Genomic DNA, 18267 nt, shown 5'->3' with positions numbered 1-18267 from the left:
TCTTCAGTACATCGACGACGGCCTCAAAGAACTGGGCTTTCTGACTCATCAGCGCCAGCTGTTGCTCGAGTTCCTTGATGCGCTGTTCGGGCGTCTGGTTGTCGGGGTCTGGCATGGTGATGCTCCTGCCGGCACGCAAAGAAGCCCCCTGGCTCCAATCTTGCCGACCATGTTTACGCAACCATACCAGAACGGTGGAGCGGCCCTGAATGCCATAACGCACCTGAGCCTGTTTGTAGGTGAGCTCGCCTTTTTCAATCTGCTCGACCAGTGCCAGTTTAAAAGTCAGCGAGTAATCGCGCTGTGTCCGTTTCACACCTTGTCCCATCGGGTTCTCCATTTATTGGGGGGAAAGGTGTAAACCATATTCAGGACGGGACACCGGATAATAAAAAAGCCCGCTGGGGTCAGCGGGCTTTTTCTTTGGGTTCTTAATTTGCTGTCAGATTACAGGTACAGCAACGACCACACGCCCGCATGTCAGGGAGTGTGCCACCACCAGATGGTCAGGATGGAAGTCGTTTGCATGATAAAGTCCTGTAAAAAGATGTTTGCAATGAAGTGCCTACAGAAAACGATAAAGCCGCGGCCAAGTCAAGTCGCTTTTTAGCCTTCTTTCACCGATTTGCCATGAATGGTGACCTGACCACGAGAGCGGAATAACCTGATGAGATTCGATCTTCACTGCCATACCACTGCCTCCGACGGGGTGCTGAGCCCGGCCGAACTGGTGCGCCGCGCCGCCGAGAAACAGGTCGAGGTGTTAGCAGTTACTGACCACGATACCCTTGCCGGGCTTGATGAAGTACGCCGCACCATCGAAGCTGAGCAACTGCCGCTGCGACTGGTGAGCGGGGTCGAGATCTCCACCGGCTGGGAGCATCACGAGATCCATATCGTGGCGCTGGGGGTGGATGAAAAAAATCCGCAGCTGACCGACTTTCTGGCTGGTCAGCTGGCCCGTCGCGAGGCGCGCGCGCTGGAAATCGGGCGTCGTCTGGAGAAGTGCCTCATCCCCGGCACCTATGAAGAGGCCAAGGCGCTCGCCGGTGACGCCGCCGTGACCCGTGCCCACTTTGCCCGGGTGCTGGTGGCACGCGGGGTTGCCGACAACATGCAGAAGGTATTCAAAAAGTACCTGAGCCGTGGCAATAAAGGGTATGCCCCGGCCGAGTGGCCCGAGATGAGTGAAGCCATCACCGCCATTCACGCTGCGGGCGGGTTGGCGGTGCTGGCTCACCCCAGCCGTTACGATCTCACCGCCAAGTGGATCAAGCGGCTGCTGGTGGCCTTCAAGGCGGCCGGTGGCGATGCCATGGAGGTGTCATTGCCTCAGCAGAGCCCGCAGGAGCGGGCCAATCTGGGCCAGTGGGCCAAGGATCACGACCTCTATATCTCGGTGGGATCGGATTTTCACTTCCCCTCCAACTGGACCGAGCTGGGCCGCCATCTCTGGCTGCCCAAAGAGGGGATGCCCGTCTGGTTGGCCTATCCTGGTCACTTCGGGCTCACCACCGAACAGCATGCCGAGCTGCTGGCAAGCCGGTAACGGAGCCAGCGAAGCGGCCACAAACAGGTTAAGGTAGTGTCATGGGTCTTTGACCCGTGACCATACGAGCGGGCAGGTATTGCTGCCCCCATTGCGAGAACAAGCTATGAGTCAGCATTTTTACGTACATCCTGAAAACCCCCAGGCCCGTCTGATCGGTCAGGCGGTACAGATCATCCAGAACGGCGGCGTCATCGTCTATCCGACCGACTCCGGTTATGCGCTGGGTTGCCAGATGGGTGACAAAGGGGCGCTGGAGCGCATCTGTCGCATCCGTCGCCTCGACGCCAACCACGACTTCACCCTGGTGTGCCGCGATCTCTCCGAGATCTCCACCTACGCCAAGGTCGACAACAGCGCATTTCGCCTGATCAAGAACAATACCCCGGGCGCCTACACCTTCATCTTCAAGGCGACCAAAGAGGTGCCGCGCCGCCTGATGAACGAGAAGAAGAAGAGCATCGGCATCCGGGTGCCGGACAACAAGATTGCCCAGGCACTGCTGGAAGCACTCGGCGAGCCGTTGCTCTCCACCACATTGATCCTGCCGGACTCCGAGATGGCCGAGTTCGACCCGGAAGAGATCTTCGACAAGCTGGGCAAGCAGATCGATCTGGTGGTCAACGGCGGTTATCTGGGTGAGCAGCCCACCACAGTGGTAGATTTCTCTGACGACGAGCCGGTATTGCGTCGTCGCGGCGCCGGAGATCCAACCCCGTTTGAGTGATGTCGCTGAACCGGTGACAGTCCCTTCCGCCGAGACGGGGACTGGCGCCGCACTACCCATCGCGAAAGTCCTGGGGCAGCCCTATCACGAGCTGCCCCAAGACCTGTTCATCCCGCCCGATGCGCTGGAGGTGTTCCTCGATACCTTCGAGGGACCGCTCGATCTGCTGCTCTACCTCATCCGGCGCCAGCAGCTCGATATCCTCAACCTGCCGATCCTGCAGATCACCGCCCAGTACATGGAGTACGTGGAGCTGATGCAGGGACTCAACCTTGAGCTGGCGGCCGAATATCTGCTGATGGCAGCCTGGCTGGCGGAGATCAAATCCCGCCTGCTGCTGCCCAAGGCACCGGAGCTGGAGGATGAAGATGAGGGAGAAGACCCTCGGGTGACCCTTATTCGCCGCCTGCAGGAGTACGAGCGCTACAAGGTAGGTGCAGAGAGGGTCAATGAGCTGCCACGGGTGGAGCGGGAGATTTATATCGCCGCTGCCTTGCCCCCAGATTTTGGCGCCCTCAAGCCACTGGCGCCCGATGTTTCGCTGGTTGAGCTCGCCCTTTACATGCAAAGTGTGGTAAAACGCGCGACTCATTTCGAACATCACCAGATCCGCCGCGAACAGATCCCGACCCGGGTGCGCATGGCGGAGATCCTCGCCATGCTCACGCTGGGGCAGACCCTGCGCCTTGAGCAGGTGCTGCGCGCCGAAGAGGGGCGCATGGGTGTACTGGTGACGTTTCTGGCCCTGCTGGAGCTGTGCAAGGAGCAACTGATCTGGATCCTGCAGGCAGAACCGCTTGGACCAATCCATTTCGCATTGGCCGAGCAGAGCGAGGAGGGCAACCGTGGCGCTGCCCACTGAACGACTCAAGACCCTGATCGAAGCGGCGCTGTTCGTGGCCGGTCGTCCGCTCAATGTCAGCGAGCTGAAAAGCAGCGTGCTGGCCGATTATCCGGTGACCAGTCGCTATGTTCAGCTGCTGTTGGCCGAGATCAGGCAAGATTACAGCTCGCGGGGCGTCGAGCTCAAAGAGGTCGCCTCCGGCTGGCGCTTTCAGGCGCGTCAGGAGTATGCCGAAGAGCTCTCGCGGCTCTGGAGCGAGCGTGCTCCGCGCTATTCCCGCGCCGTGATGGAGACACTGACCCTGATCGCCTATCGCCAACCCATCACCCGGGCCGAGATCGAAGTGATCCGCGGGGTGGCGGTGTCGAGCCAGATAGTGAATACCCTGAAAGAGCGTGGCTGGGTGCGCAGCATCGGCCACAAAGAGGTGGCGGGTCGCCCCGAACTGCTCGCCACCACCAGAGAGTTTCTGGATTACTTTAATCTGCAGAGTCTGGAGCAGCTCCCCGAGCTGGATCCTGAGCTGCAACCCCTGTTGCCCTCTGCGGTGGATGGGGAGAGCGATGCCCGGTGAATGGTGCCCAAGTGTGCCGATGTCACCGAGATATACATTTTTCAACTGTGGCGAGTGCTCCAACCGGCGTTTGTTACAGTTAACCCCGTTGCCCCTTTTACCAGTGGGCAGCGATCAACAATCAGGTAACCCCGATGAGTGAAAAACTGCAAAAAGTGTTGGCCCGCGCGGGTCACGGCTCCCGTCGTGAGATGGAGGCCCTGATCACCGCAGGTCGGGTCAGTGTGGATGGCAAGGTCGCCACACTGGGGGATCGCGTCGAAGTGAACGCCGTGATCCGGGTGGATGGTCACCAGGTCAAGACCCGTGCCGCAGAGGAAGTGATCTGCCGCGTACTGGCTTACCACAAGCCGGAAGGGGAGATGTGTACCCGTCACGATCCGGAAGGTCGTCCCACCGTGTTTGATCGTCTGCCCAAGATGGAAGGTGCCCGCTGGATCGCGGTCGGCCGCCTCGACGTCAACACCTCCGGTCTGTTGCTGTTCACCACCGACGGTGAGCTGGCCAACCGCCTGATGCACCCGAGCCACGAAGTGGAGCGGGAATACGCGGTACGTGTCTTTGGCGAGATCACCGAAGCCATGCTGCAGCGTCTGCGCAAGGGCGTGCAGCTGGAAGATGGCACCGCCAAGTTCAACAAGATCAAACCGGCTGGCGGTGAGGGTCTGAACCAGTGGTTCAACGTCACCCTGACCGAAGGTCGCAACCGTGAAGTGCGCCGCCTGTGGGAATCCCAGGAAGTGCAGGTGAGCCGCCTGATGCGTATCCGCTACGGCGACGTCAAGCTGGACCGCGGCATCCCGCGCGGCGGCTGGCAAGAGCTGAAACTGCCGGAAGTAAACTACCTGCGCGGTCTGGTCAACCTGCCGCCGGAGACCGAATCCAAGGTCGATCTGCAGCAGGATGGCAAAACCAGCCGTCACAAGCAGGCCGCCCAGATCCGTCGCGCCGTGCAGCGTCACAAAGAGATGCAGGGCAAAGAGCCCCGTGCCCGCGCCACCACCGCCCGTCGCAAGCCGCAAGCCTCTACCCGCAACTCCGGTACCGGCAGCAAGTAAGCCGACAACCCGTTGCGAACTGTGTGCCCGTCAAAGAGCGCGCAGTCGGCCAAGCAAAGGCCCGCACCAACAGGTGCGGGCCTTTTTCATCTCTAGCGGGTGACCTCCAGCTGCCGGCTGGCTCCGGTCATATGGCAATGATTGCTCTCACACTCCTCAGTTAGCCGGTGTCATCCACTCTTTGTTGAAGTCGCGGATAAACATCTCTCCCTCTTCATTGCGGGCGGTGACCAGATAGAAGGTGACGTTCTGGCGAAACAACGAGAGGCGGTAGAGAGCGGCGTTGTCCTCCTCCGAGAGGTTCTTTTTCGAGGTGTCGTTGATGGGCACCAGATCGACTTTGCCCTTTTTCAGCAGCTCGACACACTGGTTGAGGCGGTTGGTGGTTCTGACGATCAGCTTCTGCTCGATGGTCACCCGCTCGATGGCATCGGAGAACCACCCCTTGGGCACGCAGGCGGTTTTCTGCTGCCAGGGCGGGGATTCCAGCCCCTTCTTGTCGGGCGTGGTGTACCAGGACTGGATATCGAAGGCGATGGGGGTACTGAACAGCAGGGTGTTGCTGCGCTCGTTGGTCCAGGTAAAGGGGAAGGCGGCGATTGCGTTGCCCAACTCGATGTTTTTAAGTCCTCTCGGCCAGGGCTGGTAGGAGACCCTCAGATCCGGGTGGCCTGCCGCTTTGAGGGTAGTGAGCACCTTGCTTGCCAGCTCGCCGCCATTGGCCAGCGTCGCTGAAGAGTAGGGGGGCAATTCGCCGGTGATAATTACCGCACTCTGCACCGTGGCGGCCGGGAGCAGCGAAAGAGCAAACAGGGTGGCAAGAAAGCGAAGGGACGAGCGGAGGCGATAAGAGGCAGAGGGCGTGACCGGATAACGGATGTGCATGGCGGGTGACCTCACCTCTATCGATTGCTGACAGCGTAGCGGTTCTGGCAAGGAAAAAACAGACTCGATAAATGCTGCTGGTCGCGGTGTATGGCCCTTGGCGTTCCCTTTGGCGGGCGGAAGGGGTTGTGGCGGTTGCTCTGCTCCGGTGAGCTTGTTAGCCTGTGCGGCTCTGATAGAGGAGTGAACGATGAGCAAGGTACTTGATGAGCTGCTGGCGTTGCTGGCGCTGGAAAAAATCGAGGAGGGCCTGTTTCGGGGCCAGAGCCAGGATCTCGGTCTGCGGGCCGTGTTTGGCGGACAGGTAATGGGGCAGGCCTTGTCAGCCGCCAAGCAGACGGTCGAGACCGGCCGTCAGGTTCACAGTTTTCACTCCTACTTCCTGCGTCCGGGGGATGTGACCCGTCCCATCGTCTATGACGTGGAGAATATCCGTGACGGCCAGACCGTCTCCACCCGTCGGGTCAAGGCTATTCAGGGCGGCAAGCCCATCTTCTATCTCAACGCCTCGTTTCAGGTGCCGGCCGACGGTTTCGAGCATCAGGCGCAGATGCCCACCGGCATCACCCCGCCGGAGGAGCTCAAGAGCGAGCTGGAGCTGGTGCGCCCCTACGAGAACCTGATCCCGGCCTCCCTGCGCGACAAGATCCTCTGCGAGCAGCCCATCGAGATGCGCCCGGTGACCCTGGTCGACCCTATTCGGCCGACGGTGCAGGATCCGGTGCGTCACGTCTGGTTCAAGGCCAACGGCCAGATGCCGGACGATCTGCGGGTGCACAAATACCTGCTGGCCTACGCCTCCGACTTCAACTTCCTGCTCACCTCGCTGCAGCCGCACGGGGTGTCGTACTGGGAACCGGATATGCAGGTGGCGACCATCGATCACTCCATGTGGTTCCACCGGGATTTTCGCTTCGACGACTGGCTGCTCTACGTGGTAGACAGCCCGAGCGCCAGCAGCGGTCGCGGTCTGGTGCGCGGTCAGTTCTTTACCCGCGACGGGGTGCTGGTGGCGAGCACCATGCAGGAGGGGGTGATCCGCCGTCGCGGCAGTTAAGGCGCAAAGCGGATAGCAAAACGGGGTGGCTTGGGCCACCCCGTTTTCGTTGCTGCGATGTGCGCGGACTCTGCGGGATCAGCCGCCGCGCTGGTATTTGAAGCGCTTCTTGCGCCGGTAGGGGTAGACATCCTCGAACACCCCCACCTTGATGTTGCTCTGCAGCATCTTCCAGTAGTTGGCGTCGAACATCTCCTTGTGCAGCTGCAGCATGATCTCCCGCACCTGCGGCTTTTGCAGCAGGAAGGTGGCGAACTCCTCGGGGAAGATATCGTTGGGGGCCACCGAGTACCAGGGCTCGGCGCTCCACTCATCCTCGGGGTAGCGGGGCGGCGGGATCTGGCGGAAGTTGCACTCCGTCATGTAGCAGATCTCGTCGTAGTCGTAGAAAACCACCCGGCCGTGACGGGTGACGCCAAAATTCTTGAACAGCATGTCCCCCGGGAAGATGTTGGCCGCCGCCAGCTGCTTGATGGCGTTGCCGTACTCCTCCAGCGCGAGCCGCGTCTGCTGCTCGTCCGCCTTGTCCAGATAGAGGTTGAGGGGGATCATCTTGCGCTCGGTGTAGAGGTGCTTGATCACCAGTTTGTCGTCGCTGATGGTGAGCGCCGAGGGTGCCACCGTCTTGAGTTCGGCAAGCAGTTCCGGCGAGATGCGATCCAGCGGAAACTCGAAGTTGGTGAACTCCTGGGTATCGGCCATCCGGCCAACCCTATCGTGCTGTTTTACCAGCCGGTATTTCGCTTTCACCTGCTCGTGGCTCACATCCTTGGGGGGAGTGAACTCGTCTTTTATCACCTTGAACACCACATCGTAGGAGGGGAGGGTAAACACGCTCATCACCATCCCCTTGATGCCGGGGGCGATGATGAACTGATCCCGACTCTGTGCCAGATGGTGGCGGTAGTGGCGATAGAGCTCGGTCTTGCCGTGCTTCTGGCAGCCGATGGCGTTGTAGATCTCGTAATCGGGCTTGTGGGGCATGATTTGACGCAGGAAGGCGACAAACAGCGCCGGTTCGCGGGCATAGACCATAAAGTAGGCGCGGGCGAAGCCAAACACGATGGAGGCGAGATCCGGCTCGAAGATGACGGTATCCACATAGATGCTGTGGCCGGTGCTGAGCAGGGGCAGGATAAAGGGGAACACCTGATCCTTGACCCGAATAAGCCCCACCAGATAGGCCCCCTTGTTGCGGTAGAACACCTCTTTGAGCAGCTCGATGGCAAACGGCTCATCATGAAGGATGTGCGGGCCGTTCTCGGCAAGATGGCGGTGGATGTCGACAATATCCCGCTGCTTGTCCTCATAGGGGAGGGTGAAGCTGTAATCCCCCAGCAGCTGACTCAGGGTCTGCGGCAGGTGGGCCAGATCGGTGCGATAGATGCGCAGCAGGGCGCTCAGGTCCGGTTTTTCGCCACGGCTGACGAAGGGGTGGATATAGAGGTTTTCGTCGCGGATATTGCGATGGCGAAAGATCCGGCGATAGACGGAGTTGAAGAAGGACTCCGCCACCTCGAAGTTCTCGCACTTGGGCAGCAGATCGCTGAAGGCGCTTTTGACCCGCTTGAGCAGCTCCTGGGTGGCGTGGTGCTCCCCCATCATCTGGCGGATGGAGCTGGCGGTAGCCCCCACATGGTGGTCATAGAGGCGAATTCGCTCGCGCCCGGCGAGCTGTACCCCCAGCCAGTCACTGTTCTCGAAGCGGCTCTTGCTGCCCTGGGTTATCTCGAGAAACCGGCTGTAAAACGACTCGAAGCGTTGCAAGATAGTCTCGGCGACGGCCTGTTCCAATGGCTGCTGCATCTCTCTCTTCCTTGTGATCTGTCGGGCCGATAGCGCGAAGGATTGGGTGTAATTTGTTCACACGTCAGGCCACTATCGCAACATTCAAACGTCTGTTCAAGTGGCAATTTTCGGGGATAAACGGTAGATTGCGCCCCTGTTTTGGTGATGGTTTAGCGACTGTTTGCTGTCTGTTTGAGAGGCCGTCCGGCCTGTGAGGAAACCCGATGAAGCTCTATTTTGTCCTGGTGGCACCTGCCCGACCTGCAAATGTGGGGGCGGCTGCCCGTGCCATGAAAACCATGGGATTCGATGCCATGCGACTGGTGGCGAGCCGGGTACACGAAGAGGAGGAGGCGAGCTGGGTGGCTCACGGCGCCCAGGAGATCCTGACTCAGGCCGAGGCGTTCGAGACTTTGCCCGAGGCGCTGGCCGACATGGATCTGGTGATCGCCACCACCGCCCGCCAGCGTGGTCGCTATCAGCACTACCTCACCCCGGCTGAAATTCGCGACCAGATCCGCGCCAAGCCTTCCCTCAACAAGGTCGCCATCGTCTTTGGCTGCGAAGAGTCGGGGCTCTCCAACGAGCAGCTGGCCGAGGTCGATCTCATCAGCTATCTGCCCCTCAAGGTAAGCTACCCCTCCCTCAATCTGGGGCAGGCGATCATGCTCTACGCCTATGAGATGAGTCAGCTGATGGATGAGCTGAACGCCGACGGCGCCGCTGCGGTAGCAGAAAATTTTGATAACGCTGGGCAGGTTCGGGTGCTTAAATGCAAAACAGCAGAATTGCTTGGCGAACTCGGAGTTTCGCAGGATGAAAAACTGCATCAATGGGTGATGGACCGAGTACCCATGCTGCCGCAGCGGGATTTGAACATGCTCCACCTGCTCTGCAAAGACCTTGCTCGCAAACTTGGCAAAGAGGTTTAAGTTGACAGCCCATCGCCCGCCGCGGTATTGCTAAAAGCCAGCTTCGTCAACGAGTGTTCGTCATGCAGTTATTCACCAACGTCATCACCACCACCATTATTACCGGTACCACCACAGGTGGCACTGGGGCCGGTTGATGCGCTGACGAACAAGCACAGAAATCAGAAAAGGCCCGTACCCACCCAGTACGGGCCTTTTTGTTGGATTGGTTTTTAGATTGAATTTCATGGATTTACAGGGAGAGAAAGCGATGAGAGTGTTGAAATTTGGCGGGTCTTCACTGGCCGATGCAGAACGTTTTTTACGGGTGGCCGATATCGCGGTCAACACCCACGGCCAATCTCAGGTAGCCCTGGTGCTCTCTGCACCTGCCAAGGTGACCAATCATCTGGTGGCGCTGGTGGAACAGACCAGCCGCGGCATGGATGCCAGTTCCACCCTGTTTGAAGTCAACGGCATCTTCTCCCGCCTGCTGGCCGGGTTGAAGGCGGCCTATCCGGCGCTCGATGACAAGGCGCTGCTGGCCCGTCTCACCGCCGAGCTGGATCAGGTGGAGCGGCTGATGCAGGGCATCCGTCTGCTGGGCCTCTGCCCGGACAACGTGCAGGCGCGCATCCTGAGCCGTGGCGAGAACCTCTCCATCGCCTTTATGCACGAACTGCTGCGGGTGCGCGGTCTGGATCTGGCGCTGATCGTGCCGGAAGAGCTGCTGGTCACCGACGGCGGCTATCTGGAAGCCCACGTCGATATCGAAGCCTCCCGCCTGCGCTTTGCCGCCAAGGGGCTGCGTAGCGACTGTCTTTACCTGATGCCGGGCTTTACCGGTGGCAGCGACAAGGGCGAGACCGTGCTGCTGGGTCGCAACGGCTCCGATTACTCCGCCGCCGTCCTGGCTGCATGCGTCGATGCCGAGTGCTGCGAGATCTGGACTGACGTCGAGGGTTGCTACAGCTGCGATCCCCGTCTGGTGCCGGATGCCTACCTGCTGAAAACCCTCTCCTACAAGGAGGCGATGGAGCTCTCCTACTTCGGCGCCAAGGTGCTGCACCCGAAAACCATCGCGCCGGTGGCCCAGTTCCATATTCCCTGCCTCATCAAGAACAGCTTCAACCCGCAGGGGCCGGGCACCCTGATCGGCCCGGAGAGCGGCGACGATGACCTGAAAGTGAAGGCCATCTCGGATCTCTCCGGCATGTGCATGTTCAACGTCTCCGGCCCCGGCATGAAGGGAATGGTCGGCATGGCCGGTCGCATCTTCTCCGCCGTCTCCCGCGCCGGGGTCAGTATCGTGCTGATCACCCAGTCATCTTCCGAGTACAGCGTCAGCTTCTGTATCCACAGCTACGACCAGGATAAGACTCGCAAGGTGCTGGAGCGCGAGTTCGAGCTGGAGTTCAAAAACCAGCTGCTGGAGCCGCTGGATATCATCAGCGATCTGGCGATCATCTCCCTCATCGGTGACGGCATGCGCACCAGCAAAGGGATGGCGGCCCGCTTCTTCACCTCGCTGGCGCAAGCCTCCATCAACATCGTCGCCATCGCACAGGGCTCCAGCGAGCGCTCCATCTCGGCGGTGGTGCGGGATCGCAAGGTGGCGGAAGCCATCAAGGCGTGCCACCAGAACTTCTTTGGCAGCCAGCAGTTTATCGATCTCTTTGTGGTCGGGGTCGGTGGCGTCGGTGCCGCGCTGGTGGATCAGATTGCCCGCCAGCAACCGGTACTGGCCGAGCAGGGCACTGGCCTTCGCGTGGTCGGCATCGCCAACAGCCGCCAGATGGCGGTCAACAAGGATGGCCTGAACCTCGCCAACTGGCGTGAACAGCTGGCGGAAGCCCGTGACAGCTTCTCGCTTGAAGGGGTGAAAAAGCTGGTGGAAGATAGCCACATCATCAACCCGGTGATCGTTGACTGCACCTCCTCCGAGGCGGTGGCCGTCCAGTACGCCGACTTCCTCGCTGCTGGCTTCCATGTGGTCACTCCGAACAAGAAGGCCAACACCGGCTCGCTCGATTACTACAAGGCGCTGCGTCGCACTGCCCGCCAGACTCGCCGCAAGTTCCTGTACGAGACCAACGTGGGCGCCGGTCTGCCGGTTATCGAGAACCTGCAAAACCTTATCAAGGCCGGTGACAAGCTGCGCGCCTTCGACGGCATTCTGTCCGGTTCGCTCTCCTTTATCTTCGGCAAGCTGGACGAGGGGATGGCCTTCTCCGAGGCGACCCAAATCGCTTGCAGCAACGGCTTTACCGAGCCAGATCCCCGCGACGATCTCAACGGCATGGATGTGGCGCGCAAGCTGCTCATTCTGGCCCGCGAAGCCGGCATGGCGCTGGAGCTCTCCGATGTCGAAGTCGAGCAGGCGCTGCCGCCCGGCTTTGATGTGAGCGGCGACGTGGAAGCCTTTATGGCCCGCCTGCCCGAAGCCGACGGCTGGTTCCGCGACCAGTTCGCCGCGGCCCAGCGTGAAGGCAAGGTGCTGCGCTATGTGGGCTCCATCGAGGGTGGCAAGTGCAAGGTGGCCATCAAGGCGGTCGGTGGCGACGAGCCGCTGTTCAAGGTCAAAGACGGGGAGAACGCGCTCGCCTTCTTCTCCACCTACTACCAGCCGATCCCGCTGGTGCTGCGCGGCTATGGCGCCGGTACCGAAGTGACTGCGGCTGGCGTCTTTGCCGACGTGCTGCGCACCCAGAACTGGAAGCAGGAGCTATAAGCATGAGTTCAGACATGTACCAGAGCAGTAGCGTGGTCGCCTATGCACCCGCCTCCAGCGCCAACCTGAGCGTGGGATTCGATGTACTGGGGGCGGCGCTCGCCCCCGTGGATGGCTCCCTCTTGGGCGATCGGGTGCAGGTAAAAGCGGCTGACGTGCCTTTTGCCCTCTCCGCCGTGGGCCGCTACGCCCACAAGCTGCCGGACGATCCGAAAAAGAATATCCTCCATGACTGCTGGGTGGCCTATGGCGAGGCGCTGGAGAAGCGCGGTCTGACACTCAAGCCGCTGGCGATGGTGCTGGAGAAGAACTTGCCGGTGGGCTCGGGGCTGGGTTCCAGCGCCTGCAGCGTGGTGGCGGCGCTGGAGGGGCTCAACGCCTTTCACGGCGAGCCGCTCAACGAGCACGACCTGCTGCTGCTGATGGGGGAGATGGAAGGCAAGATCTCCGGCTCCGTTCACTACGACAACGTGGCCCCCTGTTATCTCGGCGGCATGCAGCTGGTGGTGGAGGAGGCGGGCGTTATCAGCCAGGGCATTCCGGTGTTCGATCAGTGGTACTGGGTGGTCTGCTACCCGGGCACTGTGGTCTCCACCGCCGCGGCCCGCGCCATTCTGCCGGCCCAATATCGCCGTCAGGATTGCCTCACCTATGGCCGCCGCCTGGCTGCCTTTGTGCACGCCAGCTACACCGGACAGGAGGGCTTGGCGGCGAGCGTACTGAAAGACGTGATTGCCGAGCCCTACCGCGCGGCGCTGATCGAAGGCTTTGCCGAGGTGCGGGCGCAGGCGGCCCAGAATGGGGCGCTCGCTACCGGCATCTCCGGCTCCGGCCCCACCGTGTTTGTGGTGATGAAGGAGCTGGCGCAGGCCGAGCGGATGAAAGATTGGATGGAAGCACATTTCGTGCAGAACGAAGATGGATTTGCCCGGGTCTGCAAACTGGACATGGCCGGGGCACGGGTAACAGGAAGCGAGCTATGAATCTCTACAACATCAAGGACAACAGCGAACAGGTGAGCTTTGCGCAGGCGGTGCGTCAGGGCTTGGGTCGCGAACAGGGGCTCTTCTTCCCCGAACAACTCGAACCGCTCGCCGATGTGGATGCCCTGCTCGATCTGCCGCTGGCCGAACGCTCTGCCCGCATCCTGAGCCACCTGCTGGGGGATGAAGTGCCCGCTGCCAAGGTCAGCGAGCTGATCAATGCCGCCTTCACCTTCCCAGCGCCGCTGGTCAAATTGAAAGACGGCACCTATGCCCTTGAGCTGTTCCACGGCCCGACCCTGGCGTTCAAGGATTTCGGCGGCCGCTTTATGGCCCAGTGTCTCGCGGCCTTTAGAACCAACGACAAAATTACTATCCTTACCGCCACCTCCGGCGACACCGGCGCCGCCGTGGCCCACGCCTTCTACGGGCTGGAGGGGATTGAAGTGGTGATCCTCTATCCCAAGGGCAAGATCAGCCCCTTGCAGGAGAAGCTCTTCTGCACCCTCGGCGGCAATATCCGTACCATCGCCATCGATGGCGACTTCGATGCCTGTCAGGCGCTGGTAAAACAGGCTTTTGACGACGAAGCGCTGAAAAAGGCCATTGGCCTCAACTCCGCCAACTCCATCAATATCAGCCGTCTGCTGGCGCAGGTTTGCTACTACTTCGAAGCGGTGGCCCAGCTGCCGAAAGCCGATCGTGCCAAGGCGGTGATCAGCGTGCCGTCCGGCAACTTTGGCAACCTCACTGCGGGGCTGATTGCCAAGGCGCTGGGGTTGCCGGTGAAGCGCTTTATCGCTGCCACCAACGCCAACGATACCGTGCCGCGCTACCTGAAAACCGGTCAGTGGGAGCCGCATCAGACAGTGGCTACCCTGTCGAACGCCATGGATGTGAGTCGCCCCAACAACTGGCCACGAGTGGAAGAACTGTGCCGTCGCAAAGGCTGGGCGCTGGAGACCCTGGGTTCTGGCATGCGTGACGACGCCCAGACCCGCGCTGCCCTGAAACGGCTGCACCAGCTGGATTACCTGTGCGAACCCCACGGCGCCATTGCCTGGGATCTGCTGGGGGAACAGCTGGCCGAGGATGAAGTGGGGGTGTTCCTCTGCACCGCCCATCCCGCCAAGTTCAAGGAGTCGGTAGACGAGATCCTCAATCTTGATGTACCGCTACCCGGCCCGCTGGCCAAGCACGCCGAGCTGCCGCTGCTCTCTGTTAATTTGCCTGCGGAGTTTGCCCGGTTAAGGGCGTTTTTGGTGGGTTAAGCCGCTGAGCTGAGATAATCGATAGAAATAAAAATCCCCCGGTAACGGGGGATTTTTATTTTCTGGATTGGAAAGTGGCGGCTGAAATTGGAGCGGTTGCTGGTCGATCTCGTTTCCGACTTTATTGCTGGAGTAGTGACGTAAAGGGAGTGTTGTGTGTGGAAGGTGTTAATCTGCCAGCTGGTATCAGTAACATGAGTGCAGCGAGTGAAATTTATTCTCTTGCTAGCTGTTAATCTTTTCAGCGTTCAAAACTCCAAGCGTATAGATAATGATTTATGTAGTAAAGGTGAACGGTAGTTATATCCTCGTAAAAATAAAAATCCCCCAGAAGGGGGATAGGGGAAATTTAATATGTTAGAGAGATGCGTCTTATGGCTTGATTTTGCTTTAACGTATCTTCTATGGATAAAAAATCACACTCGGCAAGCGAGGTGATAGAAAACGTGGAGTTTACGCTTGCTCGTGAATTTCTAAATACTGATAGACCTGCACCAAAATAAAATGCGTGGAATTTATCAAATCTAATGTATCTATCATGTGAATTTGTTGCAAAACACGAGTCAGGTGAAATTATTATTGTTATCCTTCTGAAGGAAAATCTACCTGTCGTTATAATTTCATTTAAAGCGTTTGTTATGTCATCCAATGCAAAATTTATGTCTAGTGTTGATATGGATGAATAAATGGTGATGGATGTGGTAGTATTTTCAGATGAAATTCTACTAAATATGTAATATAGCTCTCTCTTGTTTGTTGCAATGTTTTTTTGCCACTGCTCCACTGTGTTTTTAATTATGTATCGGTCAGTTATAATAATACTCTTTGATAGGGGTATTATATGTTTGAAGCGTGTATTCCAGATCGCGTCTCTACATTCACCTATTGAAATAGATGCATTAGCAATATGAAGGGAATCTTCGATTGATTCAATATTAAACAGTCGATCAAAACTGGTGATACTGTTTCTTTTATTTGTTGTAAATGATGCGTCTTTAATATTTAGCAATGATAAGTTTTCATCATCTATCATTAAATAGTTGCAACGTTCATCAAGCTCCTGCATTTCGTCTGTATCTTCAAATATTGAGGTTTTTTTAATGACATTACAATCAGTCTCTATTCTTCTGGCATTCGATATCGCGAAAGTCCATTTTTGATTTATTTTTGGGGGTAATTTATTAATCTTTTCTTGTATAGTTAGTGCATAATCATCACTACGATTAAAAATTAAAACGCCTTGTTTTAGAATTAATTTTATAGCCTTCTTATGCACTGATATTAATGCATGATGTTCAGGATTTACATTTAAGCTGTTCGTATTAATGCCAAAAATCTGAACTGCACTAGTCATTAAAGATCTCCTTGAACGTCAGTTCAGAAAATCCATCTGGCCATTCATCAATGAGTTCTCCCGACTCATCTATTTCTAATTCAAATATGTCTGCTCCAAAATTTGTTGGTTGCACATATATAACTGAAAGCATTTCTGGAGTTATAGTCCCAGTTCTAATTCTTTTTAGTAACCGTAGCAGTAGAGCTTCGCTGTGAGTTTCAATTATCCATTGATTATTGTTCTTTCCAAAATCATGAGTTTCGGTTGTCGAAATAAAATAATCTGCTAGTTCAGCTTGTAGTTTAGGATGTAGATGGATCTCTGGCTGTTCAACACAAATAATACTATTTTTCCTTACTATTCCCTCAACTAAAATAGGGAGTAATTGACCTATACCAAAACCAACATCAGATGGAGTTACAATAACATCTGTTCTAGTGTCTCGTAGAGATATTGAAATTAGTTCTCCTGTTAGAGAAGTTCCAACATTTTCGACATCTATCTCATATGGAATATTGAATTTTTGGAAGCATGAGTTTAATTCAGGGATTATAACATCCTTTTCTTTGTATATTATTTGAGGGGTATCCTTTCCTGAAACACCTACTGTATTTAAGCTATATTGGTTTTTACTATAAAATCGTTCTGGAGCTGAGCGAAGTGGGCCAAGATAAGATATTGAACTCATTAGCTCAATAAATTCTGAATGAATGTTGTAGAAAAATCCTCTTAAACGACTAAATGACTTTAAATAAGAATCGAAAAAATTAAAGTTGGAGTCGAGAGTTGATGTGGGTGTGGATAAAACAAATGGAAAATCATCGCCGCTTGACGTTTTAAAATATATCGATTTTATAAATTTTTCTGTTACATGGTGATCGAAAAGTTCTGATTCCTTGTTGTATCTTCGGAATAGCAAATCTAATAATGAAGCTTCACTTTCTTTATCAGATAGTAAAAAGAAGTCATTGGTATTATTGAATATAAATTCTTCATTATCGCTAATGAAATGGTCAGATCTTTCTAATCTAATATCAAATGTAGTTTCTTTTGAGGTTTTTTCGATAAACCGCATTCGTAATTCATTTAATATTGAATCATATTCATTATAGTTGAAGCTTTCATCATACCACTGGTATTGGAAAGATAACTCTCTGTATTCTTTTAGGCTAACAAATTCATTTTGTCTTTTGTTTACATTTAGACCGTCGTAACATATTGAGATTCTAATACTATTAAAAATTTCATGTTCATGAATAACTGAACGATATCCACCTAAATCAAAAATCTCCCCACTAGTTACTAGTCCTCTACTACCTTTTGGTTTTCCGCTATAGGTTTGTTTTAAAACACCAAGCGCTTGTAATATAGACGTTTTCCCCGATGAGTTTGGGCCAAAAATCAGGGTTATCGGTGCAAGTCTTATATCTGCCTTATCTTTTATTGATTTGAAATTTTCAATTTTTATTGACTTTAGCATACGTTGGCCTGTTATAAAAATATCGAGTGCACTAATAATATTGTACAAAAGTGCAAATTGAAATGTACTCTAAGGTCATCATAAATAATATTTCATGAATTGAATCTTTGTATCTTTAAAAATTAATTTTTAGCTCACAAATTTGGTAAGCACATATTTAGTTGTAGGTAATCTAAAAAATTTCACGCTACCGCCCGTGGATTACAGCTTCCAAAATGCTCAATTAACCAGCGAGGGCTTCGGTCCATCACTGATGAATAGGCACCGGATGGCTATGATAAGCCAATCGAATCTGGCCACACCAGTCAAAAAGTGACGTAAGTGTCAGTAATGACTGATTTTTTGCGCTGGCTCAATAAAAGGGTGTGGGCGGAGGCAGGATTCCCATGACCCTTGATTCTATTGGGGTTGGCGGGGGTGGCGGGAAGGTAGGGGGTAGGCTTGCTGTTGGAGAAGGCTTTACGGGGACAATCCCGCTCAGCCAATCGGCGCTATAGTACGGGCGCTGGTTGCCCTCTGCTCCGTCTCCCAAGCTGGCGAGGTGGGGGATCTGCGGCAACAATCAGCTGTTGCAATTACAGCCATTTGCAACACATCGTCATGCAAATATGACCATGCAAACACATCACCAGATAGAGAGGAGATCACCCATGAAGCGTACCATCCTGTTCGGCCTGCTCTGCGGCAGCGTGCTGCTGGCCAATCCGGTCTTTGCCAACGGCACAGCCCAGTTGCAGTGCGAGGCGCAGGCCGCAGCCAAAAAGCTTAACGGCGCCGCCAAGACCAGCTTTGTCGGCAAGTGCGTGAAAGATGCCGCGGGCGCCGCGACCGGCGAGTGCGAGAAGGCGGCCGCCGACAAGAAGCTGGCCGGTGCGGCTAAGAACAGCTTTATCCAGAAATGCGTGAAGACGGGCGCGGCGATGGATCTGGCGGCCAAGTGCGAGAAGGCGGCAGCCGACAAGAAGCTGGCTGGCGCGGCCAAGAACAGCTTTGTCCAGAAGTGCGTGAAGGATAGCGCCGCCAAGTAAGGCATTTTCTCATCCGGTGTGTTTGCGGGGGGCCATCAGGCCCCC

The 18267-nt window shown here is 56.0% G+C and carries 15 protein-coding genes and 1 pseudogene; 11 read left to right on the top strand and 5 right to left on the bottom strand.

The features are described 5' to 3' along the window. Positions 1 to 328, bottom strand: a pseudogene (locus tag ACW5XC_RS05495) (IS3 family transposase); the annotation flags it as partial. Positions 329 to 667: 339 nt separating this feature from the next. On the opposite strand from ACW5XC_RS05495, the gene rnm reads away from it, so the two are divergent. From rnm to rluB, 5 genes are all read left to right on the top strand, one after another. Further along, positions 668 to 1549: an RNase RNM gene (gene rnm, locus ACW5XC_RS05490; RefSeq protein ID WP_033137086.1), complete on the top strand. Its 882-nt coding sequence runs from the start codon at positions 668 to 670 to the stop codon at positions 1547 to 1549. Between the two features lie 106 nt (positions 1550 to 1655). Continuing rightward, entirely contained in the window at positions 1656 to 2276 is a 621-nt protein-coding gene (locus ACW5XC_RS05485) for an L-threonylcarbamoyladenylate synthase (RefSeq protein WP_005338129.1), read from the top strand. Then, a complete protein-coding gene (locus ACW5XC_RS05480; RefSeq protein ID WP_005347349.1) occupies positions 2269 to 3138 on the top strand; it encodes a segregation and condensation protein A in 870 nt (289 codons plus the stop codon). The genes ACW5XC_RS05485 and ACW5XC_RS05480 overlap by 8 nt, the downstream gene beginning before the upstream one ends. Next, positions 3122 to 3694, top strand: a complete 573-nt coding sequence (gene scpB, locus ACW5XC_RS05475) for an SMC-Scp complex subunit ScpB (protein ID WP_042052969.1) — start codon at positions 3122 to 3124, stop codon at positions 3692 to 3694. Before ACW5XC_RS05480 ends, scpB begins: the two co-directional genes overlap by 17 nt. Positions 3695 to 3828: 134 nt before the next feature. Then, a complete protein-coding gene (rluB, locus tag ACW5XC_RS05470; protein WP_005347347.1) occupies positions 3829 to 4752 on the top strand; it encodes a 23S rRNA pseudouridine(2605) synthase RluB in 924 nt (307 codons plus the stop codon). Between the two features lie 156 nt (positions 4753 to 4908). Here rluB and ACW5XC_RS05465 read toward each other — a convergent pair whose 3' ends face one another. Then, complete coding sequence (locus tag ACW5XC_RS05465) at positions 4909 to 5637, bottom strand: type 2 periplasmic-binding domain-containing protein (protein ID WP_042052971.1); 729 nt, start codon at positions 5635 to 5637, stop codon at positions 4909 to 4911. Between the two features lie 190 nt (positions 5638 to 5827). Between ACW5XC_RS05465 and tesB the strand changes: the two genes are divergently transcribed. Beyond that, positions 5828 to 6694, top strand: a complete 867-nt coding sequence (gene tesB, locus ACW5XC_RS05460; protein WP_005338122.1) for an acyl-CoA thioesterase II — start codon at positions 5828 to 5830, stop codon at positions 6692 to 6694. Between the two features lie 78 nt (positions 6695 to 6772). Here the strand turns inward: tesB and aceK are convergent, their stop codons facing one another. Next, entirely contained in the window at positions 6773 to 8500 is a 1728-nt protein-coding gene (aceK, locus tag ACW5XC_RS05455) for a bifunctional isocitrate dehydrogenase kinase/phosphatase (protein ID WP_042052974.1), read from the bottom strand. A gap of 206 nt (positions 8501 to 8706) precedes the next feature. Here aceK and ACW5XC_RS05450 point away from each other — a divergent pair, with 206 nt between their 5' ends. From ACW5XC_RS05450 to thrC, 4 genes are all read left to right on the top strand, one after another. After that, on the top strand, positions 8707 to 9414 hold the full coding sequence (locus tag ACW5XC_RS05450) for a tRNA/rRNA methyltransferase (RefSeq protein WP_042052975.1): 708 nt from the start codon (positions 8707 to 8709) through the stop codon (positions 9412 to 9414). A gap of 250 nt (positions 9415 to 9664) precedes the next feature. Next, entirely contained in the window at positions 9665 to 12124 is a 2460-nt protein-coding gene (thrA, locus tag ACW5XC_RS05445; protein WP_042052976.1) for a bifunctional aspartate kinase/homoserine dehydrogenase I, read from the top strand. Between the two features lie 2 nt (positions 12125 to 12126). Continuing rightward, complete coding sequence (thrB, locus tag ACW5XC_RS05440) at positions 12127 to 13107, top strand: homoserine kinase (protein ID WP_042052977.1); 981 nt, start codon at positions 12127 to 12129, stop codon at positions 13105 to 13107. Then, complete coding sequence (gene thrC, locus ACW5XC_RS05435) at positions 13104 to 14378, top strand: threonine synthase (RefSeq protein WP_042052978.1); 1275 nt, start codon at positions 13104 to 13106, stop codon at positions 14376 to 14378. The genes thrB and thrC overlap by 4 nt, the downstream gene beginning before the upstream one ends. A gap of 349 nt (positions 14379 to 14727) precedes the next feature. Here thrC and ACW5XC_RS05430 read toward each other — a convergent pair whose 3' ends face one another. Then, on the bottom strand, positions 14728 to 15732 hold the full coding sequence (locus ACW5XC_RS05430; protein WP_074042669.1) for a hypothetical protein: 1005 nt from the start codon (positions 15730 to 15732) through the stop codon (positions 14728 to 14730). Beyond that, positions 15725 to 17194, bottom strand: coding sequence for an AAA family ATPase (locus ACW5XC_RS05425; RefSeq protein WP_005350249.1), 1470 nt, complete (start codon positions 17192 to 17194; stop codon positions 15725 to 15727). Before ACW5XC_RS05425 ends, ACW5XC_RS05430 begins: the two co-directional genes overlap by 8 nt. A gap of 650 nt (positions 17195 to 17844) precedes the next feature. On the opposite strand from ACW5XC_RS05425, the gene ACW5XC_RS05420 reads away from it, so the two are divergent. Further along, positions 17845 to 18222: a hypothetical protein gene (locus tag ACW5XC_RS05420; protein ID WP_042052979.1), complete on the top strand. Its 378-nt coding sequence runs from the start codon at positions 17845 to 17847 to the stop codon at positions 18220 to 18222. Positions 18223 to 18267 lie beyond the last annotated feature (45 nt).

The organism is Aeromonas sp. 25-AL00135 (assembly GCF_054052385.1).
Note: the sequence above shows the minus strand (reverse complement) of the source record. Positions and strands in the feature narration are given on the sequence as shown.